At 56.0% G+C, this 19,394-nt stretch carries 19 protein-coding genes; 11 read left to right on the forward strand and 8 right to left on the reverse strand.

Annotated features, from left to right (window positions below; translation table 11 throughout):
* Positions 1-6: 6 nt before the first annotated feature.
* Together C8E01_RS11725 and C8E01_RS21645 are read right to left on the reverse strand one after the other, a co-directional pair.
* Positions 7-621, reverse strand: coding sequence for a Crp/Fnr family transcriptional regulator (locus C8E01_RS11725; protein ID WP_116543626.1), 615 nt, complete (start codon positions 619-621; stop codon positions 7-9).
* 28 nt (positions 622-649) lie between these two features.
* The gene (locus C8E01_RS21645; protein ID WP_165820619.1) at positions 650-805 is read right to left on the reverse strand and encodes a hypothetical protein; all 156 of its coding nucleotides are present in this window, start codon (positions 803-805) and stop codon (positions 650-652) included.
* 141 nt (positions 806-946) lie between these two features.
* Between C8E01_RS21645 and C8E01_RS11730 the strand changes: the two genes are divergently transcribed.
* The gene (locus C8E01_RS11730) at positions 947-2,011 is read left to right on the forward strand and encodes a sensor histidine kinase (protein ID WP_116543627.1); all 1,065 of its coding nucleotides are present in this window, start codon (positions 947-949) and stop codon (positions 2,009-2,011) included.
* Complete coding sequence (locus tag C8E01_RS11735; RefSeq protein WP_116543628.1) at positions 2,008-2,730, forward strand: LytR/AlgR family response regulator transcription factor; 723 nt, start codon at positions 2,008-2,010, stop codon at positions 2,728-2,730. The genes C8E01_RS11730 and C8E01_RS11735 overlap by 4 nt, the downstream gene beginning before the upstream one ends.
* A 205-nt stretch (positions 2,731-2,935) precedes the next feature.
* Here the strand turns inward: C8E01_RS11735 and C8E01_RS11740 are convergent, their stop codons facing one another.
* The 6 genes from C8E01_RS11740 to C8E01_RS11765 all read right to left on the reverse strand — a co-directional run bounded on the left by C8E01_RS11740 (position 2,936) and on the right by C8E01_RS11765 (position 9,753).
* On the reverse strand, positions 2,936-3,739 hold the full coding sequence (locus tag C8E01_RS11740; protein ID WP_116543629.1) for a DUF6602 domain-containing protein: 804 nt from the start codon (positions 3,737-3,739) through the stop codon (positions 2,936-2,938).
* A gap of 97 nt (positions 3,740-3,836) precedes the next feature.
* Positions 3,837-4,475 carry a hypothetical protein gene (locus C8E01_RS11745; protein ID WP_116543630.1) on the reverse strand — a complete coding sequence of 213 codons (639 nt, stop codon included), beginning with the start codon at positions 4,473-4,475 and terminating at the stop codon, positions 3,837-3,839.
* A 404-nt stretch (positions 4,476-4,879) separates the two neighbouring features.
* On the reverse strand, positions 4,880-7,957 hold the full coding sequence (locus C8E01_RS11750) for a lantibiotic dehydratase (RefSeq protein ID WP_116543631.1): 3,078 nt from the start codon (positions 7,955-7,957) through the stop codon (positions 4,880-4,882).
* A 134-nt stretch (positions 7,958-8,091) separates the two neighbouring features.
* Complete coding sequence (locus tag C8E01_RS11755; protein WP_116543632.1) at positions 8,092-8,715, reverse strand: P-loop NTPase family protein; 624 nt, start codon at positions 8,713-8,715, stop codon at positions 8,092-8,094.
* On the reverse strand, positions 8,699-9,484 hold the full coding sequence (locus C8E01_RS11760; RefSeq protein ID WP_116543633.1) for a transcriptional regulator: 786 nt from the start codon (positions 9,482-9,484) through the stop codon (positions 8,699-8,701). The genes C8E01_RS11755 and C8E01_RS11760 overlap by 17 nt, the downstream gene beginning before the upstream one ends.
* Positions 9,481-9,753, reverse strand: coding sequence for a helix-turn-helix domain-containing protein (locus tag C8E01_RS11765; RefSeq protein ID WP_116543634.1), 273 nt, complete (start codon positions 9,751-9,753; stop codon positions 9,481-9,483). The genes C8E01_RS11760 and C8E01_RS11765 overlap by 4 nt, the downstream gene beginning before the upstream one ends.
* Positions 9,754-10,083: 330 nt before the next feature.
* Between C8E01_RS11765 and C8E01_RS11770 the strand changes: the two genes are divergently transcribed.
* From C8E01_RS11770 to C8E01_RS11810, 9 genes are all read left to right on the forward strand, one after another.
* Complete coding sequence (locus C8E01_RS11770; RefSeq protein ID WP_116543635.1) at positions 10,084-10,482, forward strand: plasmid mobilization protein; 399 nt, start codon at positions 10,084-10,086, stop codon at positions 10,480-10,482.
* Positions 10,476-11,738 (forward strand): relaxase/mobilization nuclease domain-containing protein, encoded by a 1,263-nt coding sequence (locus C8E01_RS11775; protein ID WP_116543636.1) that lies wholly within the window; start codon positions 10,476-10,478, stop codon positions 11,736-11,738. The genes C8E01_RS11770 and C8E01_RS11775 overlap by 7 nt, the downstream gene beginning before the upstream one ends.
* Before the next feature lie 4 nt (positions 11,739-11,742).
* Positions 11,743-13,680 carry a conjugal transfer protein MobC gene (gene mobC, locus C8E01_RS11780; RefSeq protein WP_116543637.1) on the forward strand — a complete coding sequence of 646 codons (1,938 nt, stop codon included), beginning with the start codon at positions 11,743-11,745 and terminating at the stop codon, positions 13,678-13,680.
* 227 nt (positions 13,681-13,907) lie between these two features.
* Positions 13,908-14,756: an RteC domain-containing protein gene (locus C8E01_RS11785; RefSeq protein WP_116543638.1), complete on the forward strand. Its 849-nt coding sequence runs from the start codon at positions 13,908-13,910 to the stop codon at positions 14,754-14,756.
* Positions 14,757-14,983: 227 nt separating this feature from the next.
* Positions 14,984-15,499 carry a hypothetical protein gene (locus C8E01_RS11790; protein WP_116543639.1) on the forward strand — a complete coding sequence of 172 codons (516 nt, stop codon included), beginning with the start codon at positions 14,984-14,986 and terminating at the stop codon, positions 15,497-15,499.
* A 39-nt stretch (positions 15,500-15,538) separates the two neighbouring features.
* Positions 15,539-15,880 carry a DUF4134 domain-containing protein gene (locus C8E01_RS11795; protein WP_116543640.1) on the forward strand — a complete coding sequence of 114 codons (342 nt, stop codon included), beginning with the start codon at positions 15,539-15,541 and terminating at the stop codon, positions 15,878-15,880.
* Between the two features lie 10 nt (positions 15,881-15,890).
* Positions 15,891-16,238: a DUF4133 domain-containing protein gene (locus C8E01_RS11800; RefSeq protein ID WP_116543641.1), complete on the forward strand. Its 348-nt coding sequence runs from the start codon at positions 15,891-15,893 to the stop codon at positions 16,236-16,238.
* Entirely contained in the window at positions 16,222-18,720 is a 2,499-nt protein-coding gene (locus C8E01_RS11805) for a TraG family conjugative transposon ATPase (protein ID WP_116543642.1), read from the forward strand. Before C8E01_RS11800 ends, C8E01_RS11805 begins: the two co-directional genes overlap by 17 nt.
* The gene (locus C8E01_RS11810) at positions 18,704-19,393 is read left to right on the forward strand and encodes a conjugal transfer protein TraI (protein WP_116543643.1); all 690 of its coding nucleotides are present in this window, start codon (positions 18,704-18,706) and stop codon (positions 19,391-19,393) included. The genes C8E01_RS11805 and C8E01_RS11810 overlap by 17 nt, the downstream gene beginning before the upstream one ends.
* Position 19,394 lies beyond the last annotated feature (1 nt).

Consider the following 19,394-nt stretch of genomic DNA (forward strand, 5'->3'; position numbering starts at 1 on the left):
ATAGGTTCAGGGGTGGCCGTTCTCCCGGATCAGCCTGCTCAGCGACTGGGGCGTCACCCCCAGGTAGGAGGAGATCACCTCCTTGGAAACCTGCTGCTCAATCCGGGGGTGGGTCTGCAGCAGGTCCAGGTAGCGCTCCCAGGCCGAGCGCGTGAGCAGGTCCTGGCTCCGTTTTTTATGGAAGGCGTAGTAGTGCAGGAGAAGCTCCCGCAGCAGAGAATCGATGGCTGGCACTTGCGCTCTTAATGCCGTCAGCTGCCCATAAGACAGGGACAGCAGCACGCTGCCGGGCATTACCTCTAGGTAAAGGTCAGAAGGCTGCCGCTTCATGAAAGCATTGAGGGGCACGGCCCAGGAGGCCTGCTGCCACAAATACAGTGTGATGGCCCGGCCGGAGGCATCATCATAACAGTAGCCGCGCAGCAGCCCTTCCGCCACAAAGTACAGGTGCTCGGGCAACTGGCCAGTACTCAACAGCAGTTGCCGCTGCGTATAGCGGCTCTCCCCCAGCATGTCGGTTAGGAGCGCCTCCAGTTTTTCCGGCTCCCAGCTAATACCCTGCTCCTGCGCCCGAAGCCTTTTGATCAGCGCCTGTACCAGTTCCTTCACCTGCCTCGTCATGCCTCCTATTCAAAAGGGTAAAGTGGCGCTAGCGCAGTGCGCCCGTTAGGGTGGTGAGGGAGGTGGTGATGGTGACCGTTGTCGTGGTAGGGTCCTCGGATGGGAAATTACCAGCAGGTACATGTGCCCGGAAGGCAAACAGAGGTTTTGCCTGTACTTTCAGTTTTCTGATTTTTTGCTTCATGGCGTGTTTTTTTAAACAAACCTAGACGTCACTGTGCTGAAAGGGAAAAAATTTAGACGAACCCCGCTATAATTTACATGAAAATATCGCTATATTTATAAAAGCAATGTGAGTAGCTTGTTCTACCCTAATAAAACTACGATGGCACATTTCCCTTTCCGCCGGGTAGGGACGCATGGTCTGGCCTGGGCAGTCTTCATCGCTTACGAAGTCTCCATTATCTTTTTCACGGCCACCCCGAGCCGGGTGTACTGGTGGGAGTATGTCGGCTTCTACCTAGGCAACATGCTGCTGTTTTATGTGACCGCGCATGGGGTGCTCACCTATTGTTTTGGAACCCGCAAGGCTACCTGGCTGCTTTTCCTGCTCCTGCCCCTGGAGCTGGGCCTATACATCTTCCTCCAATTCGGGTTTGATCTCTTTTACAACCTTTTCCGTCCAGAACCGAAGCTCGTTCTGTTCCAGCAGAAATTTATCCTCAGCTACCTCTGGCGTGGGATTTACTTCATTGGCTTAAGCACCACCTATTGGCTGGTACGGCGCACGATCAAGCATGTGAAAACCATCACCCAGCTGCAGCTCCAGCAGCTGATCGCCCAGAAGGAGAAAGCGGAGCTGGAAAAGGATCTGGTCAAGGCCCAGAATGCCTACCTGCAGGCGCAGATCAACCCGCACTTTCTCTTTAACACGCTGAACTTTCTCTATAACCAGGCCATCGACACGTCGCCCAGGGTGTCGGAAGGGGTACTCCTGCTCTCCGAGGTAATGCGCTATGCGCTGGCAACCGTACACGAAGACGGCAAAACGGATCTAAAGTGTGAGCTGGACCACATCCAAAAGTACATTGCCCTCAACCAGCTTCGCTTTCAGCATCCGCTGCAACTCAGGCTGCAGGCGGAGGGGCAGCTGCAAGGGATGCGCATTCCGCCCCTGCTCCTGCTCACCCTCGTGGAAAATATGTTCCGCCATGGCGTTCTGACAGACCCGGCCTACCCGGCCAGCGTCAGCCTCCGAGAGAAAGGCGGCACCCTCTCCTTTCAGACAAGGAATAAGAAGAGGTCCTCCCCTGTCCAGGTTGGGCATCGCATCGGACTCCGCAATGTCAAAACCAGGCTCCTGAACGCGTATGGCCCCGGCCACCACTCCCTTGCCATTCAGGAGGACGCGCATTTCTATAAGGTTCAACTTCAAATCAACACGCTATGATTACTGCTTATATTGTAGATGACGAGGCGCACGCCATCCAGATCCTGACGCGCTATGTGGAACAAACCCCAGGGCTTTCCTTAGTGGGCGCTACGGACAACCCCCTGCAAGCCCTGCAGTTGATCAGCTCGGGCCAGGTGCGGCCGCAGCTGGTGTTTGTCGATGTGGACATGCCCCTGCTCTCAGGTATTGAGCTGGCGGATTTCCTGAGCCCCTATGCCAGCATCGTGTTTACCACCGCCTATGAGGAGTTCGCCCTGCAGGCCTTTGACAGGAACGCAGTGGATTACCTGCTCAAGCCCATCACCTATGAGCGTTTTCTCAAAACGGTCCAGCGTATCCAGACTAATACTCTTGTAGGTGCAGCACAGCAGGAGGACTATTTCTTTATCAAGAGCGATGTAAAGGGAAGGATCATGCGGCTGGACCTGCAGGATGTGCTATACGTGGAGGCCCTGCAGAATTACATCCGCATCCATACGATGCATGAGAAACATATCACCTACCTGACCATGAAGGAAATGGAGGCGTACCTGCCCCAAGAGCGTTTCCTGCGCGTGCAGAAGTCCTTTATCGTCAACACCTCCCGCGTGAAGGCGGTGGAGGGCCACCAGCTTATACTGGATAACGACGATGTGCTGCCGCTGGGCGCCAACTACCGCGCTGCGTTTCTGGAAAAGGTGAACGCTAGGCTTTGGAAGAGTAAGCGCTTGCCTTAAATTATCGGTTTACCCCTTACTTAAAACGCAATAGTTAGTTTATAGGGCTTTTCGTGTTTCAACTTTTTTATTCAACGGATTGCAGCTACCCGAAGGTGGCAATTACGGTGTGATTCGTCAGATAAACACCAAAGTTTAATAGAAGCACAACGTTTGATTTAATCATTGAGGAGCCGCTTACGGGTAGGTGCTGTTAGGCGTAGACTTATATTTTTGTCCAGCCCTTAGATAACTTTCCTGCATAGTCAAGATATGGAACAGTTTGTCGCCTGTTATTTTCTCTTTGAATAAAATTTAGTAGGTTCATATAAAAATACAGCAAACTTTCAGCATTGTCCTTACTTTCTTTAATAATAGAGTCAACGGGATTTAGAAGTCCTTTATTTAGAACAAAAACTCTATCAATCAGCGTAGGATCAATTTTCTCTTCTGTAGCAATTCGTCTAATTCTTTCAACTTCTTTTTTTGCCCAATCGCTGTCGGCAAGATCTGTGTCATAAGCAAAAACAGTATGGAAATATCGACAGGTCACCTTTTCTTCAACCGTTCTTTGTCTTTTAGAAATATCAACTGGTTGTCCAAAAGGCTTTAACGCTTTAAGTGTATTGACGCTTTTAAGAATTTTGCGAGTTTCTTCTTGAGTAAGCTTTGATTTTATTTCAATACTTGCAAGCAACGCTTCAGCTGGCAATATAAAATGACCTCCACTATAAAAAGGAATGTTCCTTGCATTGTCATAAATCATTACGTCCATCTGTTGACTACTATTGTTTCTTTTGTCGACAACTTCACCTTTGACAACAGAATATGTATTAGGTAAATTATCTTTAAAAAATTCAATAAGTGGATCTTCACGTTCCTCACCTTTCGTCAAACCATGATTAATTACCTTGGTCTTAACAAACTTTCCAACTATATCATAAACTGCACCAGCGAATTTAGTATTAAATGTTGCATGTGGTTCATAACCGCGTTTCTTGAAAGGAGTCCTATTGGGAACTTTACTCATATATGCCTAATTGTCATCAAAGTTTACACCTAACGGCTCGTGCATGATATGGGTGAGGCATAGCCGAAGCCTATATTATGAACTTTGTTGCCAGAAGTTATTTTCTCTTTAGTTCTGTTTCAAAGATGTTCTTTATAGCCACAAAGTCTTTCAGCTCCTGCACATCATCATAGAAAGAAGAGTATGTGTCTGGGTTATGAAAAATATACACTCTGTACTTGTCACCTATTTTGAACTCAACTGTGTAGCTTTGCCCGTCAGTTGTTTGAATAGCTTTTTCCACTCTTTTGCCATTGAGCATGGCGTACTTTTTCATTTTGAGGCTAAGTTCTTCTTGGCTTGGGAGTCTTGTCAAGTTGTTTTGAAGAAGCAATTTAACTAATTCTTCAAATCCATTTTGAGCTACTAATTCAAACTTCTTTATCCTGATTTTAGGGTAATTAGATTCTTTGTATTGTGTTCCTGTCCAAGAATCTCCTTTCAGTTCTAAAACTTTCAAGTCCTTGGTACTGCTCAATGTTTCATGCTCGTAGAATCGAATTTCAACTCTGTTACCTGATTTGTCTATGGGTTTTAGTTTGATTCGATTCTCAAATTCCTTGTTTGGTGAAAGATTAACAGAGTCAGATTTGATACCGTCAGTTACTAATGTTGTTACTCCATGAATTTCTATCTGTGAAAAGCTTTTCTCACAGAGCAGACACATCAGAAGAAGTAACAACGTCAATTTTTTCATGATTACAATTACTGGCAACTCGTAGCTAAATGGAAGTCTATTCGGCTTATCTGCACTATGTGCGGAGTACCAAATCAATTGCTACATAACGTGCAATTCTTCCATAGTGCTTTACTAATATAGTGCCTTTCCAGAAACTTAACAACTGACTTATTCTAATTTGTCAAATAGAAGATATTGCAGAAGGCATGACTCTGTAAATCATACCATGAAGGTGAATCAACAGGTGCTTATCTGATTGAGTACAGCAGTCTCTTGTGCCAGGAAATAGCCTCGATGATATTCAGCCAATTAAGGAAAAGTAAATAAGCGTATATAAACGCAGCTAAACGTTTCATAAAATGGATGTTTAGATGAAAGGGTGAAAACAGAACATAAGCTATGGAACCACTAATTAGCTGGTGTCAACCTGTGAACTGTTTCCCCTGCTTTATCCTGGCGGCAACCGATTGGTAATGCTTCCAAAGACAGTAATACAGCACCAGCTCCTGCTGCCTCGGCTGATCCACCAGCAGGCGGTTCAGATGCATGTGGATGAGGTCGGATACGAACTGCTTTTGTCTTTCGGGCTGGAGAAACCCGGCTTGCTGCGCCACATTCGTTAAACATTCCTTAAATCGTTTTTGGAACCGGCTCAACTTTGGAAGCAAGTCGGTGCCGCCTGCTCCTGGAAGGACGCCGGGAAGCTGGCTGATCTCCCTGTATTTGGAGGCAAGCTGCACTTGAAGCGCTTTTGTCGCCCCGAACTCCTTGAAAAAGGAAGAGTACATTTCCCCTAGCAAATCTACCCTCCCGTGAATATCCAGGCCGAAAGCTTCCAGCATAGTCTCCATGCCCTGGAAAGCCATGCCATAGTAGGCATAATTTTCCTCAGCGAAAGGTGCTTTCCTCAGATAGGCTGTCACCAGGGCACTGCTGGCACAGAACACCTGCTCCACGCTATCCATCAGGGCTGGATCGTATCGTTCGAGCTCCCGCTCATAGACGGCTAGCTGATAATCCTGCACGCTCCCTTGTGCTAGGAGCCTGCCCAGCTTCCGGCGCATTTGGTCCAGCACATGCGCCACTCTATCCGTTCCCCCTGCCAGGCATAGCCGTAGCCGCACATGATAGGCCGGATCGCGGTACCGCACATAAAACCACTGCCTGATGCTTCCCTCCTTTTCAAGCGTCCTGAGAAGGGGTTGCAGTGTCTGCGTCAGTATACTGTTAGCGCGGGCAGGGTGGCAGTAGATTTTAAAATACAACCAGCCATCTCCCGGCACCAGCTTCCGCTTTTTTAGCAAGGGCCTCCTTCTGGAAGAAGATGAAAGTACGCTGTGCCGGTATACCGGCTGCTCCTGGTACACCGCGGCCAGGAACTGCTGAACGTAGGGCTGACCCGCATTATCCACTACGGTAGGCGCCTCTTCACTTGCAAAAGGAAACTCCCGAAGTACTGCTTCCGATTTGCCTTTCAGGTTCTCTAGTAGCAGCAGGCGGTCCTTTTCCGCTTCCAGGTGAAAGACCAGCTGGTGGTCATGTTGCGTCAGGGCCAGGTAAGGCGGCCAATGCAGCGCTCGCGCCAATGCCAGCAGCTGCGCTTGTTGCTGCTCCGCCTTTGCCTGAAAGATCCGCTCCAGCTGCTCTTTTCCCAGCTGCCAGCTGGCCAGCTGCAGGATAGCCGATTGGTACTCCACCCGTGGATAATAGCTGAGCTTTGGGAAAAAGCGGCTCAGATCCAGACTGAAATTACTTTGAACGCCCTGGTACTGCAAATCACACAGAAAACGGAAGATGGCCAGGTCATCGCGCACAAAATTAAAAGCGGAGCCCAGACGCGGCACGACCACCTTTTGCAGGCGCTCGGACCACAACACCACTTCTCCTCTCTCCACCTGCACCCAAAGCTCTGACAACTGAATTTGTCGCTCCTCAGGGAGCGTGGACTGCACGAGCACCGGTATTTCATAGGAACGGATGGCTGCGCGCCGGTCAATATTGGCGGTGTGAGCATCCCCCACATGGGCAATCTCGGCAAATACCACCTCCGGGTTCGCCTGCTCTTCCATATGCGCGATTTCCCGCGTCATATCCTGCACGGCCGGGCTCAATGGCGTGAACCTGCCTAGCAGGGCTGTGGCACTCACGCCTCCCGCCTGCTCGATGTAGACCTGCTGGCCCAGTACCCGGAACAGTACCGCTGCGCTGGGCGGCAGTACGCCTTCGCCTTCCACTGCAGGTAGACTTTCCAGATCCTGTTCCGTCAAACGGATGGCAGCAGGGTAAGGGCCGGCTGCCTGCCATCTCTCCAGCAGCAGCGCATGCGCCGCCGACCACTCCAACATTTGCTTGCCGGTTTCAGGGCCAATGAAAGAAATGTCCTCCAGCAGCTTCGGTACCTGGTGGCTGACTGCCAGCTCGGCATACCCCACCCCCAACTCCGGGTCAAGCGCCACCAGTAGCGGCACCGCACGCTCCTCAAACTTTTTCGCAAAAGCGCTGACAAATTCCTGTAGCCCTGCAGGCGCTGCCTGTGGGACCAGGCGCTGCAGGCAGCGCAGTGCCTCCAAGATTTTATTCTGATAGGAGTTACACATATTGTCAGCTGCCAGACCTTTTTCCAGGTTGGCATAAAAGGTTTCCTGATGCTGCTCCTTGTTTGCTTTTAAGGAGACCAAGGTCTGCTGCCCGCATGCGTCCGGCTCCCCAGCCGCCCCAAGTTCCTGCAGCAATTGCTGCAAGCGCCGCGTCCTGGGCGTATCCACCCCATGCTTTTCACAAAGCCTTAGCAAACGCAGCAGGTAATCCTGCCCTGTGATATTAACCCCCAGATTAGAGACAAGCACCTGCTGGGCTAACAGCTGTTCCACATAGGCTGCGCTCTCCTCCGTCTCCACTCCTGCCTGGCACGAAACAAAGTCGATGATCACCTGCCTCGAGGGCCCGGTCTGACAAAACCGCAGCACAGCTTGAAGCAAAGCATCACTGGTGAGGCCGTCAACGGAAAATTTCCTCCTCCGCTGCCGGGCATCAACCTCAACGCGCAGGTAGCGAAAGCCGCCCTGCCCCTTGTAAAGCGATCGGTTCGGCCTGTAACGCTGAAAGGGCGCCAGCTCCTCAGCCAGCAGCTTCTCGGCTAAGGGCAAGGTGTCGGCAAAGGCCAGGCTAAGGTGTACTTTCAATGACCTCACTTCCAGTTGCAGGGGCTGCGGTGTGGCAGCCCCCCAGGAAGCGAGGGAGAAACCGGAAAAAAGACCAAAGGGCGTGGGCCGGAAACACATCCTGTTCAGGTACTTGGCCAGGCTCGACTTGACTTTCGGGGACAAGGCATCATAGTGGAACCCCGCCGCCTCCAAGGCATGGAAAAGGGAACGACTGGCAAGCTGCAAGGCCGCCCGAAAGTAAGGGTCCTGTAGCAGTTGGCCAAGGTCAGCCGTCGCATAGGTGGCATAGGAATACGCTGGTGTGCGCAGCAGCAGCCTGGGGTAAAGTTTGAACATAGCTAGGTGGTTAGAAGCAGTGGAACAGCCCTAATATAGCTAATTTTTAATATTTCAATAAATATTAGGCCGGCAGGGCCAGCTGATCTATTTTTATCTTCTTAAAAAACGCGAAGCATCAAGCGTGTATACCTTCACCGTCGTTTGTCTGGCGCATGCGTCGGAAAGTGGACCAGGTTGAACATCTCCCGCATCCGTGACCGCACCCGGGGGCCATACACCTGCTCGATCTCGGTGCTGGTGAGGTTGGTGGTCAGATGGGTTTTCAGACCGGAGGAGACAAACAAATCGTAGCGGCTGAGCAAGACCTCCCCCATCACCTGGCAGGAATTCCCATAGTGCCGCTGCACCTGTTCTGCGCCCAGGTCGTCAAAGCAGTACACGGCCGGTTTGCCGCCTCCGTTGCTGTAGCGCCCGATCACCTCAAAGCCGTCGCGCTGAAAGGCAAAGCTTACCTGTCGGCAGGACAGGATCCGGTACCGCTCGGCCGCGGGCAACACCAGGCGTAGCAGGGTCATCAGGCAGGTCTTGCCGCAGCCGATGGGGCCCGTGAGCAGGATCCCCTTCCGAAGATGGAGCCCCGCCGCTTCACCGGCCGCCTGGTCCCCGCTGAAGTAAGCCAGCAGCTTGCCCAGCAGCGCATGGTCCTCCTCGTAAAGCTGGAAATGCTCCCCGTACAGCCGCTTCCCCTGCCACTCCAGCCAGCGCAGCCGCGCCTTTTCCTGTTTGCCTTCCACCGGGTTAGAGGGGCGCTGCATAGTCTCTCACGTCTGGCTGATCCTTTGCACAAGCACCTGCCTCCCCCTGGCTGAAGGCGTTGCAGGCCCACTTGTGCGCCGCCGCCTGCCAGTCCTGCATGGGCTGGCTGCCCACTTTCCACCCGTTGGCGCTGTAGTGGTGAAAGAAGCGCAGGGCCTCCACCTCCCGGTAGGCACACGCCTGGAAAAAGCGCTGCACCTCTTCCAGCGCGGGCGGTGTGAGGGGTTGGCCTGCTTTCTTTTCTTTTTCGGCGCAAGCTTTTTCTTTTCTTTCGCTGCTTTCAGAAGCCTGCTCATCGGCTGTCCCGCTTTCACCTGCGCGCGCGTGTTCTCTCCTTTTTAAATTGTTTAGAAGCTTTAAGGGGTTTGTCTTGTTTATAGAAGGGCTCAGCTCCTGTTCACTTCCGGTACAGCCCGCATCCAGCTCCTGTCCAGCTCCGGTACAAGAAATATCCTGCTGCTGCCTGCCCTGCCCCTCCGCGGCGAATGCCAGCATATAGACCAGGCTGCCCCGGTAATGGTTATAGGAGGGCATGTAGTGCAGGAAGCCCCAGGCATGCAGCTCGCGGAGGCACTTGTGGTAGGTCACGCGCGAGTGGATGCGCGAGGTGGCCATCACCTCCTCCCGCGCAATGGAGATGGGGTTGCGGAAGCGGTGCAGGTTCCACTGCTGAAACAGGGCCATGTAGAGGCTGATGTGCGTAGGGTTGAGCCGGTAGTCACGGGAAACACGTCCGAAAAAGCCGGTCAGGTGGGAGATGTAGTTCATGACTGTGCCTCCTTTCCCTGCAGCAGCCGGTTGATGTCCTCTATCCGGTAGTAAAGCGTGCCGCCCACTTTCACGTAAGGCAAGGTGCCCTTGAGGCGCAGGGTCTGCAGCGTCGAGGGTGAGATTTGCAGCAGCCGGCGCACTTCGGCGGATTTGAGCACCGGCAGCAGCGCCTGACGCTGCGGTTTGCCCAGCAGCCCTTGCAGGTCTTTGAGCAATTGCCTGCGAAACAATTGCAGGTCTTCTTTGGTGATAAGTTCTACGGACATAGCAATAATATTTTGGTTAGGCCCCTAAGGTGGGGGATCCGCCACATCGCTCTTCACAAGTGCCCCACAAGAGGGGAAATTTTAGCTGCCTTTTCTCTCCCTACTCCGGCCGGGCTTGTGAATTCCGCTGCGCCCGACGGCCCATCTTCACTAAAAAAAACAGGAAGCGATGAACACGCTTCTATTTCTTCCGACGCCCGAAGCAGCAAAGGCCCTGGCTAACAAGCCGCTGCGGTTCGGTGCAGCGAGCAAGATGTACTTTCGCATACAAGATCGCTGCTCCCCGCACCCCTCGGAACTCGGGGTTTGATTTTATAAACGCGCATACCTATGGCTAGAAAGAAAACAAAAGACACAGCAGCCCTGCTCTCCCAGACCATCCTGTTTCGCGTCAGGCAGCAGGAGTATGAGAAGCTGCTCCAGCTGGCGCAGCAGAGCGACTGCCGCTCCGTGGGAGAGGTCGTTCGCCGCATCCTGGAGAACCGGCGCATCCTCCTTTTCCACAAGGACACCTCCCTGGACGGGGTGGTGGAAGAGCTGGCCAGCGTGCGGGAGGAGCTCCGGGCCATCGGCGTAAACATCAACCAGATCACGCGCCATTTCAATGCCTCCACCCAGGCCCACAAGCGCGTGTTCCTGGCGCAGCAGGCCCTGGAACAGTACCGGCTGGTCGGGCAGAAAATCAACACCTTGCTCACGCTCCTGTCTCAGCTGGCCCGTCGATGGTAGCGCGCATCAGCACCGGCAAGAGCATCCGCGGAGCCCTGCGCTACAACGAGCACAAAGTAGCCGAAGGGCAGGCGACGCTCTTGCTGGCCCATCGTTTTCTGCAGGACCCCCAGGTCCTAAACTGGGAGGACAAGCTACGGCGCTTTGAGCGGCTGACCGAGAAAAACCCGCGGGTCAAAACCAACTGCGTGCACATCTCCCTCAACTTTGCCCGGGGCGAGGAGCTTCCACAAGCGACGCTGCAGCGCCTGGCTACTGACTACATGGACCGCATCGGTTTTGGTGAGCAGCCCTACCTGGTCTATCAGCACCTGGATGCGGCCCATCCCCACCTGCACATCGTGACGACCAACCTCCAGCCGGACGGAACGCGCATCCCCCTGCACAACCTGGGCAGGGACCGCTCCGAGCCGGCCCGCAAAGCGCTGGAGCTGGCTTATCATTTGAAGCCGGCGGAAGGACAAACCGAAACGCCCCTCGACACGCTGCTCCGGCTGCCGCTTTCCCCTGCCCGCTATGGGGTTTCTGAAACAAAGCGCAGCATCGCCCATATCGTGAGCGTGGTGACCCGCACCTACAGCTATACCAGCCTGGCTGAGCTGAACGCGGCGCTGGGCGTCTTCCGGGTGCGGGCGGACCGGGGAGGCGAAGGGACGCAGATGTATCGCAAAGGCGGGCTGCACTACCGCCTCCTGGACCGGCAGGGCCAGCCAGTGGGCGTGCCATTCAAAGCCAGCAGCCTACCGGGCAGACCGACCCTGGCGTCTCTGGAAAAACGCTTTGCCCAGCACAAGCTGCTGCGCAAACCCCTGCGCGAAAAGCTCAAGCAGACGCTGGACGAAGCCCTGCAAAGCCAGCGGCCGCAGGACAGAGCCTCCCTGGCCGCCTGCCTGGAGCAGGTGGAGGTGCAGGTCCTTTTCCGGGAAAGCGCCACTGGGCAGGTGTATGGGGTAACCTTCCTGGATCACGGGCAAAGGGCGGTTTTCAACGGGAGCGAGCTGGGCAAGTCCTACAGCGCCAAGGCGCTCCTCGCCCGCTTGCCTGCAAGGCATGTTCCGGCCGGCCGGCAAGTGGGTAAACAGCAGGAAGAACCGCTGCACGCGACTGTACAGCGGCAAGCTTCCCTGCCTCACCAGGACTTCCAGGCCCAGGACTTGCTGCATGCGCTGCTGCAGGCGGAGCCGCAAACCGAGGCGCTGGCCTATGACCTGCGCAAACACCCCAGGAAACGCAAACGTCGAAGACCAAAGCTGTAATACCATGAATACCGGCGAAAACCTGCAGGGACTGCGCCAGGTCCTGGACTTTACGCGGCTGCTGAGCCTGGCGGTGCTGCTCCTGCACGGCTACATCGTCTGTCATGCCGCCTTCCGGGACCTGGACCTGACCCATCCGCTAATAGACCGGGTGGCCTGGAATGCCGCACAGGTTTCCTTCTTCCAGGAGCCCTGGCGCGCCAAAGCCGCCGCCGGACTCCTATTGGGGATTTCCCTGCTGGGTGCCCGCGGCAAAAAGGATGAGCGGCTAGGATACCGCCAGCTCCTGGCTTACCTGTTGCCGGGAGGGCTGCTCTACAGTGCCAGTCACCTGCTCTTGGTCAGTCCCGCTACGCGGGTCGCTGGCGCCTACCTGGGGACCACCCTACTGGGCTACCTGCTCCTGCTGGCCGGGGGTACGCGCTGCTCGCGCCTCCTGTGGCAGCGCCTCTCTGCCGACATTTTTAACCGCCACAACCAGTCCTTTCCCCAAGAGGAGCGGCTGCTGGAAAACAGCTACTCCGTGAACCTACCGGCCGAGTATACACTCAAGGGCAAGGTGCGCCGCAGCTGGATCAACCTCATCAATCCCTTCCGGGCGCTGCTGGTGATCGGCACGCCCGGGGCCGGCAAATCCTACTTTGTCATCCAGCATGTGATCACGCAGCACATTGCCAAAGGCTTTTCCCTGTTCCTCTATGATTTCAAGTACGATGACCTGACCCGCATCGCCTATAATGCGCTGCTCAGGCAACAAGACGAAAAGCGGAAATTTTACCTCATCAACTTCGATGACCTCGCGCGCACGCACCGCTGCAATCCGCTGGACCCGGTCTCCATGACAGACATTACGGACGCCACCGAGGCCTCCCGCACCATCATGCTGGGGCTTAACCGCGAGTGGATCAAAAAGCAGGGGGACTTCTTTGTGGAGTCCCCCATCAACTTCGTCACGGCCATCATCTGGTTTCTGCGCCGCTACCAAGAGGGGCGCTACTGCACGCTGCCCCATGTGATCGAACTTATGCAGACGGATTACGCCGAGCTTTTTGCCGTGCTGCGCACCGAGCCCGAGATCGAGGTGCTCATCAACCCTTTTGTTTCGGCCTTTGAGCACGAGGCCATGGAGCAGCTGGAGGGACAGGTGGCCAGCGCCAAGATCAGCATGGCGCGCCTGGCCTCGCCCCAGCTCTACTATGTGCTCTCGGGCAACGATTTCACACTGGACCTCAACAACCCGCAGGCTCCCAAAGTCATCTGCCTGGCCGGCAACCCCCAGAAGCAACAGGTGTATGGGGCGGTGCTCTCGCTGTATGTGTCGCGGGCCATCAAGCTGGTCAACCAGAAAGGCCGCCTTCCCAGCAGCCTGGTCTTTGATGAGTTTCCCACCATTTACTTCAATGGCATTGACAGCCTGATCGCCACGGCCCGCTCGAACCGGGTGGCCACCACCCTGGCGGTGCAGGACTACAGCCAGCTCAAGAAAGACTATGGCCGTGAGCAGGCGGAGGTGGTGATGAACATCGTGGGCAATATCATCAGCGGGCAGGTCTCGGGGGAGACGGCACGGCAGCTCTCGGAGCGCTTCGGTAAGATTGTGCAGGAGCGGCAGAGCCTGTCCATCAACAGCAGCGACACCTCCGTGAGCCGCTCCACCCAGCTGGATGCGGCCGTGCCTCCCGCTACCATTGCCTCCCTCTCCTCGGGCGAGTTTGTCGGCATCGTGGCCGATGAACCCGCCTGCCCGATACGCCTCAAGGCCTTTCACGCCACCATCTTAAATGACCACCAGGCCATTGCCCGGGAGGAAAAACGCTACTGCCCCATTCCCCAAATCCGGCAGGTGGACCCTGATACGGTGCAGCGGCAGTACCGGCAGGTCAAGCAAGAGGTACGGGACATCATTTCCTCCATCCTTACCAAAGGTTCATCACATTCTTAACATCTGTTTAAAATCACAAATTACTATATTTCAATTAATTATAAATACAATCATCCTGTCTTTCAGCTGGTTTCATCAAAATTTGCCAACATCCCCGCGCTGATTCCTTACCCCTTCTTAGTGGCTTTGCGCCGCCCAGCGGCAACAGCACAGGTTCACCCCTACCTGGCCTTAGCAGGCAATGGCTGGGGCTACAAGACCTTGGTACACCTATACAGCAAATTGATATGATACAGCAAGCAAACCAACTCTACGAGGAGCTGACGCAGCAGCTCCGGGAAACGGAGGCAATGCCTTTCTCCGCTCCAGCGCAACGCCAGGAACGGCTCCTGCAGCACATCCGGGAGGCCATCGATGTACTCAAGCAGCAGGTGATCACGCACACTTTCGCAGATGAAGCCGAAGAAATTCTCTTCTTCAAAGAGATCAAACCCAAATTTACCAGCCTGCTTATCTACCATGCCCGGCTGGCCCTGATCGAGCTCAAAAAACCCCTGGGAAGCCTGCAGGACCTACGCCGGCACTATGAGAACGAGCTGCTCCTGATCCGCGTCTTCTACGACCACCACGTGCAGCTCTACCAGTACCTGCTGTCGGGCTCCACTTACCTGGACAGCCGCCTTTTTGTGCGGGGGAGGGCGGACCTGCCTTTTCAGTACAGTACCTCCTCAATGGATACCGATACCCGTTTCAGCACGCACTATGATTACATCGTGGCGCGCCTGGAGGCCAACCGACGCCTGGGGGACTACCTGATCCAGACCATCCACCGACTTGAACAGGGACAGGTGGACTTCGCCGCCCCCCAAGCTGGGCCCGTTATGACCTGGACCGGCTCCAAGGTATACCTGATCGAGCTGGCCTATGGCCTGTTCGAGTCGGGCCAGATCAACAACGGCACGGCCGACCTGTGCGAGATCACCGAACGACTGGAGACATTTTTTGGAGTGAAGCTGGGCAATGTCTACCGCACCTTCCAGGAAGTGCGGCAGCGCAAAAAGGACAGCCGCACCAAGTTTCTGGACCTGATGCGCGAGCGTCTGTTGCACCGCATGGACGCGCTGGATGGTGCCTGATGCCAGCGCCTGACACAAAGGGCGTGGGTATATGGAAAAGGTCCGCTGGACTTTCCCACATGCCCACGCCATGGTAGTGGTGGGGTTTTAGTGGAAGAGGGTTTGAAAATTATTTTCCATTAATATTTCCCAAGTCCGGGATCCCTTGTGAAGAAGGGGCTGTGGCCTTCCCCACTTTTGTTTCACCAAGCCCGCCGCATGGGGCGTCGGGTTAAAACAAAACAGCCATGCTTACTGACATCTCCTGGTCCCACTTCTTTTTGACTGCCGGAACGGTCCTGGTGCTCTACTACCTGACCGTCCTGCTCCTCTTTTACAGACACGACATCAAGCACCAGCTTAGCCAGACTTTTCTTAGGGCAGGCCTGCCGGCCCCTCGGCCATCCCCCTCGCAGGAGTCCATCCTGGGTGCCGCCTTCCCCGAGGCGGCACCTTCCCTCTCTTCAGCCAGTGACCTACTGGTAGCGCCAGCTGAAGCGGCCCCGCCCCAAACGCTTTCAACTTTGAAGGCCGACCTGCTAACCGAGCTGGATTCCCTGTTGGAGAGTGCCGCTGAGATGGGCCTGGATAAAGCAGCGTTTCTCTCGCTCCTGCACCTGCTCGATGAGCGCCATATGCACACAGCGGATGAAAAGCTGGCCGTGCAGCGCTATCTGCTGGAGCAAGGCCCCGCGAAGCTCTCCTTTCCCCTTACGGCCACTGACCTGGCCGCAGCGGAAACCGATCTCCCCCATCCGGCCTAATCTGAAAAACAAATCATTCTTAACATAAAAATGCAACCGATGAAAAAGCTCTTCTCTTTACGCTCCCGCCCTTCTCAGGGTAGTGGCCCTGCGCTGCTGATTGTCGCGCTCCTCCTCTCCTCGCTGGCGGCTCAAGCCCAGACAGGCGATGGCCAGGCCGGCATCCAGCAGGCCACTAATATGATCAGCGGCTATTTTGACACGGGCACCAGTCTGATGTATGCCATTGGGGCCATTGTCGGCCTGGTGGGGGCCGTGAAAGTCTATCAGAAGTGGAACGCCGGGGAGCCTGACACAGGCAAAATTGCCGCCGCCTGGTTTGGCAGCTGCATCTTCCTGGTGATCGTGGCCACGGTTCTCAAATCTTTCTTTGGTGTTTAAGGCAAATCCGATGGCTACCAGTGTCTACCGTATCAACAAAGGCATCAACCGCCCCCTTGAGTTCAAGGGGTTGCGGGCCCAGTACATCGCCTACCTGGCCGTGGGGCTGGTAGGGCTGCTGCTGCTTTTCACGCTGCTCTACCTGATAGGAACGCCCCTGCTGGTCTGCCTGGCAGTAATCCTGCTGCTGGGAGGGGCGCTGTTTGCCGGCGTCTACCACCTCAACAAGCGGTTTGGGGAGCATGGGCTCGGCAAATGGCTTGCCCGCCGCAGCATCCCGGACTTCCTGCGTCTCCGGTCACGCGCCCTTTTCCTACACCTTAGCCGAAAGGAGTCCCGCCATGGCCGCAGCCGTTGAGTTAGAGCGCCTGCTGCCCATCTACGGGGTGGAGCAGGACACCATCCTCTCCCGCCGGGGAGACACCACCCTGGCCTTCGAACTGACCCTGCCTGAGATCTTTACCCTCTCGGATCAGGAGTATGAGGCTTTCCACCAGGCCCTGGTCAAGGCGATCCGTCTTTTGCCGCGCCACTGCGTGCTGCACAAGCAGGACTGGTTTGTGGAGAGTGCCCACCAGGCGGACTTTCAACAGGAAGGACAGGGCTTTCTTTCCCGGGCGAGCGAGCGCTTCTTTCACGAACGCCCTTTCTTCGAGCACCACTGCTACGTGCTGCTCACCAAAATCCCCGAGGACGTCAAACCCTCCTCCTCGCTGCTCTCCAGCCTGCTCCGTCGCTCGATTGCCCCGCAGCAGACCCTGCAGCCCCAGCTTTTCCAGGAGTTTGTGGACCAGGCAGGGCAGTTTGTGCGGGTGCTCGAGGACAGCGGATTTGTCTCACTCCGGCGGCTCCCGGACGATGAGCTGACCGGCACGTTGGAGCGGGCAGGCTTGCTCGAACGCTACTGCGGGCTGCTGCCGGCCGGCAGTGCCCCGCTGCTGCAGGACATCCACTTCCGTGAGGGTCTTCGCATCGGTGACCAGCACTGCCTGCTCTTTACGCTGGCAGACGCGGCCCACCTGCCGGCCTTGTGCGGGTCCCGGGTCAACTATGACCGTTACTCCACTGATCGCTCCCGCTGCAGCACAGGCTTTGCCTCCCCGCTGGGGCAGCTGCTGCCCTGCAATCACCTGTTGAACCAGTACATTTTCACAGGGGATGCCCCCGCCACGCTCGAGCGCCTGGAAAGCAAGCGCCTGCGCCTGCAGTCCCTGGCGGCCTATTCCCGTGGGAATGCGTTGGCACGGGAGGCTGCCCAGGAATTTCTCCACGAGGCCGTCAGCCAGCAACGGCTTCCCGTGAAAGCGCACTTCAACATCCTGGCCTGGACAGCCGAGCCTGGCAAATTAAAGGAGCTGCGCAACACGGTTTCCTCCGCCATCGCCCAGCTGGACGCCGCCCCCAAGCTGGAGACGGATGGGGCCCCACAGCTCTTCTGGGCCGGCCTTCCCGGCAATGCCGGTGACTTTCCGATGAACGAGACCTTTGACACGTTTCTGGAGCAGGCCTGCTGCTTTTTGAACCTGGAGACGGCCTACCGCTCCTCCCGCAGCCCGATTGGCCTGCGCCTGGGGGACCGCCTCACCGGCCGGCCCTTGCACGTGGACATCTCCGACGAGCCCGTACGGCAGGGTATCTGCACCAACCGCAACAAGTTCATCCTGGGCCCCTCGGGCAGCGGCAAGTCCTTTTTCACCAACCATCTGGTGCGCAGCTACCACGAGCAGGGCGCCCACATCGTGCTGGTGGACGTAGGGCACTCCTACAAAGGCCTATGTGAGCTGGTGAACGGTTATTACTTTACCTATGATGCCCAGTGTCCGCTCCGCTTCAACCCTTTTTACCTGGGGAAGGGAGATGCGCTTGACACCGAGAAAAAGGAAAGTATCAAGACCCTGCTGCTGGCCCTGTGGAAGAAAGACAGTGAGACCTTCACCCGAGCCGAGTACGTGGCCCTCTCCAACGCACTGGAGCTCTACTACCGGCAGCTCGAAGCGCGGCCGGCGCTGTTCCCCTGCTTCGACACCTTTTATGAATTTGTCAAGGACGGATTCCGGGCACGGCTGCAGGCGGATGGTGTAAAAGAAAAGGATTTTGATTTGGATAACTTCCTTTACGTGCTGCGCCCCTACTACCGGGGAGGTGAATTTGACTTCCTGCTCAACGCGCGTCAGAACCTGGAACTGCTGCAGGAGCGCTTTATCGTCTTTGAGCTCGATAACATCAAGGACCACCCGATCCTCTTCCCGGTGGTGACCATCATCATCATGGAGGTCTTTATCTCCAAAATGCGCAAGCTACAGGGGGTGCGGAAGGTGATTCTGATCGAGGAGGCCTGGAAGGCGATTGCCCGGGAAGGCATGGCCGAGTACATCCGCTACCTCTTCAAGACGGTGCGCAAATTCTACGGCGAGGCCATCGTCGTCACCCAGGAGGTGGAGGACATCATCTCCTCGCCCATCGTCAAGCAGGCGATCATCCATAACTCCGACTGCAAGATACTGCTGGACCAGCGCAAGTACCTGCAGCAGTTCGACGGCATTCAGCAGTTGCTGGGCCTCACCGAAAAGGAAAAGGCGCTGGTGCTTTCCGTCAACCGGGCCAATGACCCTGCCCGCACCTACAAGGAAGTCTTTATCAGCCTGGGAGGCGTCCTCTCCAAAGTCTACCGCACCGAAGTATCATTGGAGGAGTACCTGGCCTATACCACAGAGGAAAAGGAAAAGCTCCAGGTCCAGGAATATGCCGCCCGCTGGGGCGGTGACATTGCCAAAGGCATCGCCGAGCTGGCCCAACACATCCGCACGCAAAAAGAACAGCCCCATGAAAGCCACCCATAGAATTTTCCTGCTGACCCTGCTGCTCAGCACCGCAGCCAGCCTGCAACCGGCCTACGCGCAGGATCCCATCGCCGAGGCCATCAAGGCCGGCGTCAAGAAGGTGATCGTCGCGCTCGACTTGCAGGTCCAGCGCATCCAGAACGAGACCATCTGGCTGCAGAACGCCCAGAAGGTGATCGAGAACAAGCTCTCCGAGCTCCGGCTCACCGAAATCTCCGAGTGGACCGAGCGGCAGCGCAGCCTGTATTCGGACTACTACCAGGAGCTCTGGCAGGTCAAGCAGGCTATTGCCACCTACCAGCAGGTCCAGGAGATCATTACCCTGCAAGCGGCCCTGGTCTCCGAATACAGGCGCGCCTACGGGCTGTTCCGCCAGGACGGCCACCTCTCCCCGGGGGAGCTGGACTACCTCTACCGCGTGTACGCCGGCATCCTCTCTGAAAGCATCCAGCACCTGGACCAGGCCCTGCTGGTGACCAGCTCCCTGGCCACCCAGATGCGGGATGGGGAGCGCCTGGCGCGCCTGGAAGCCGCCGCCGCGGGCATCCGGCACACCTACAGCGAACTGCGCCGCTTCAATGCCAGCCAGCTGCAGCTGTGCCTGCAGCGCGCCCGGGCGCAGGGAGACCTGGAGGCGGTGCAGCGACTCTACGGCATCAACACAGGCAACTGAC

The organism is Pontibacter virosus, from assembly GCF_003096355.1.
In the GTDB taxonomy this organism is placed as follows: domain Bacteria; phylum Bacteroidota; class Bacteroidia; order Cytophagales; family Hymenobacteraceae; genus Pontibacter; species Pontibacter virosus.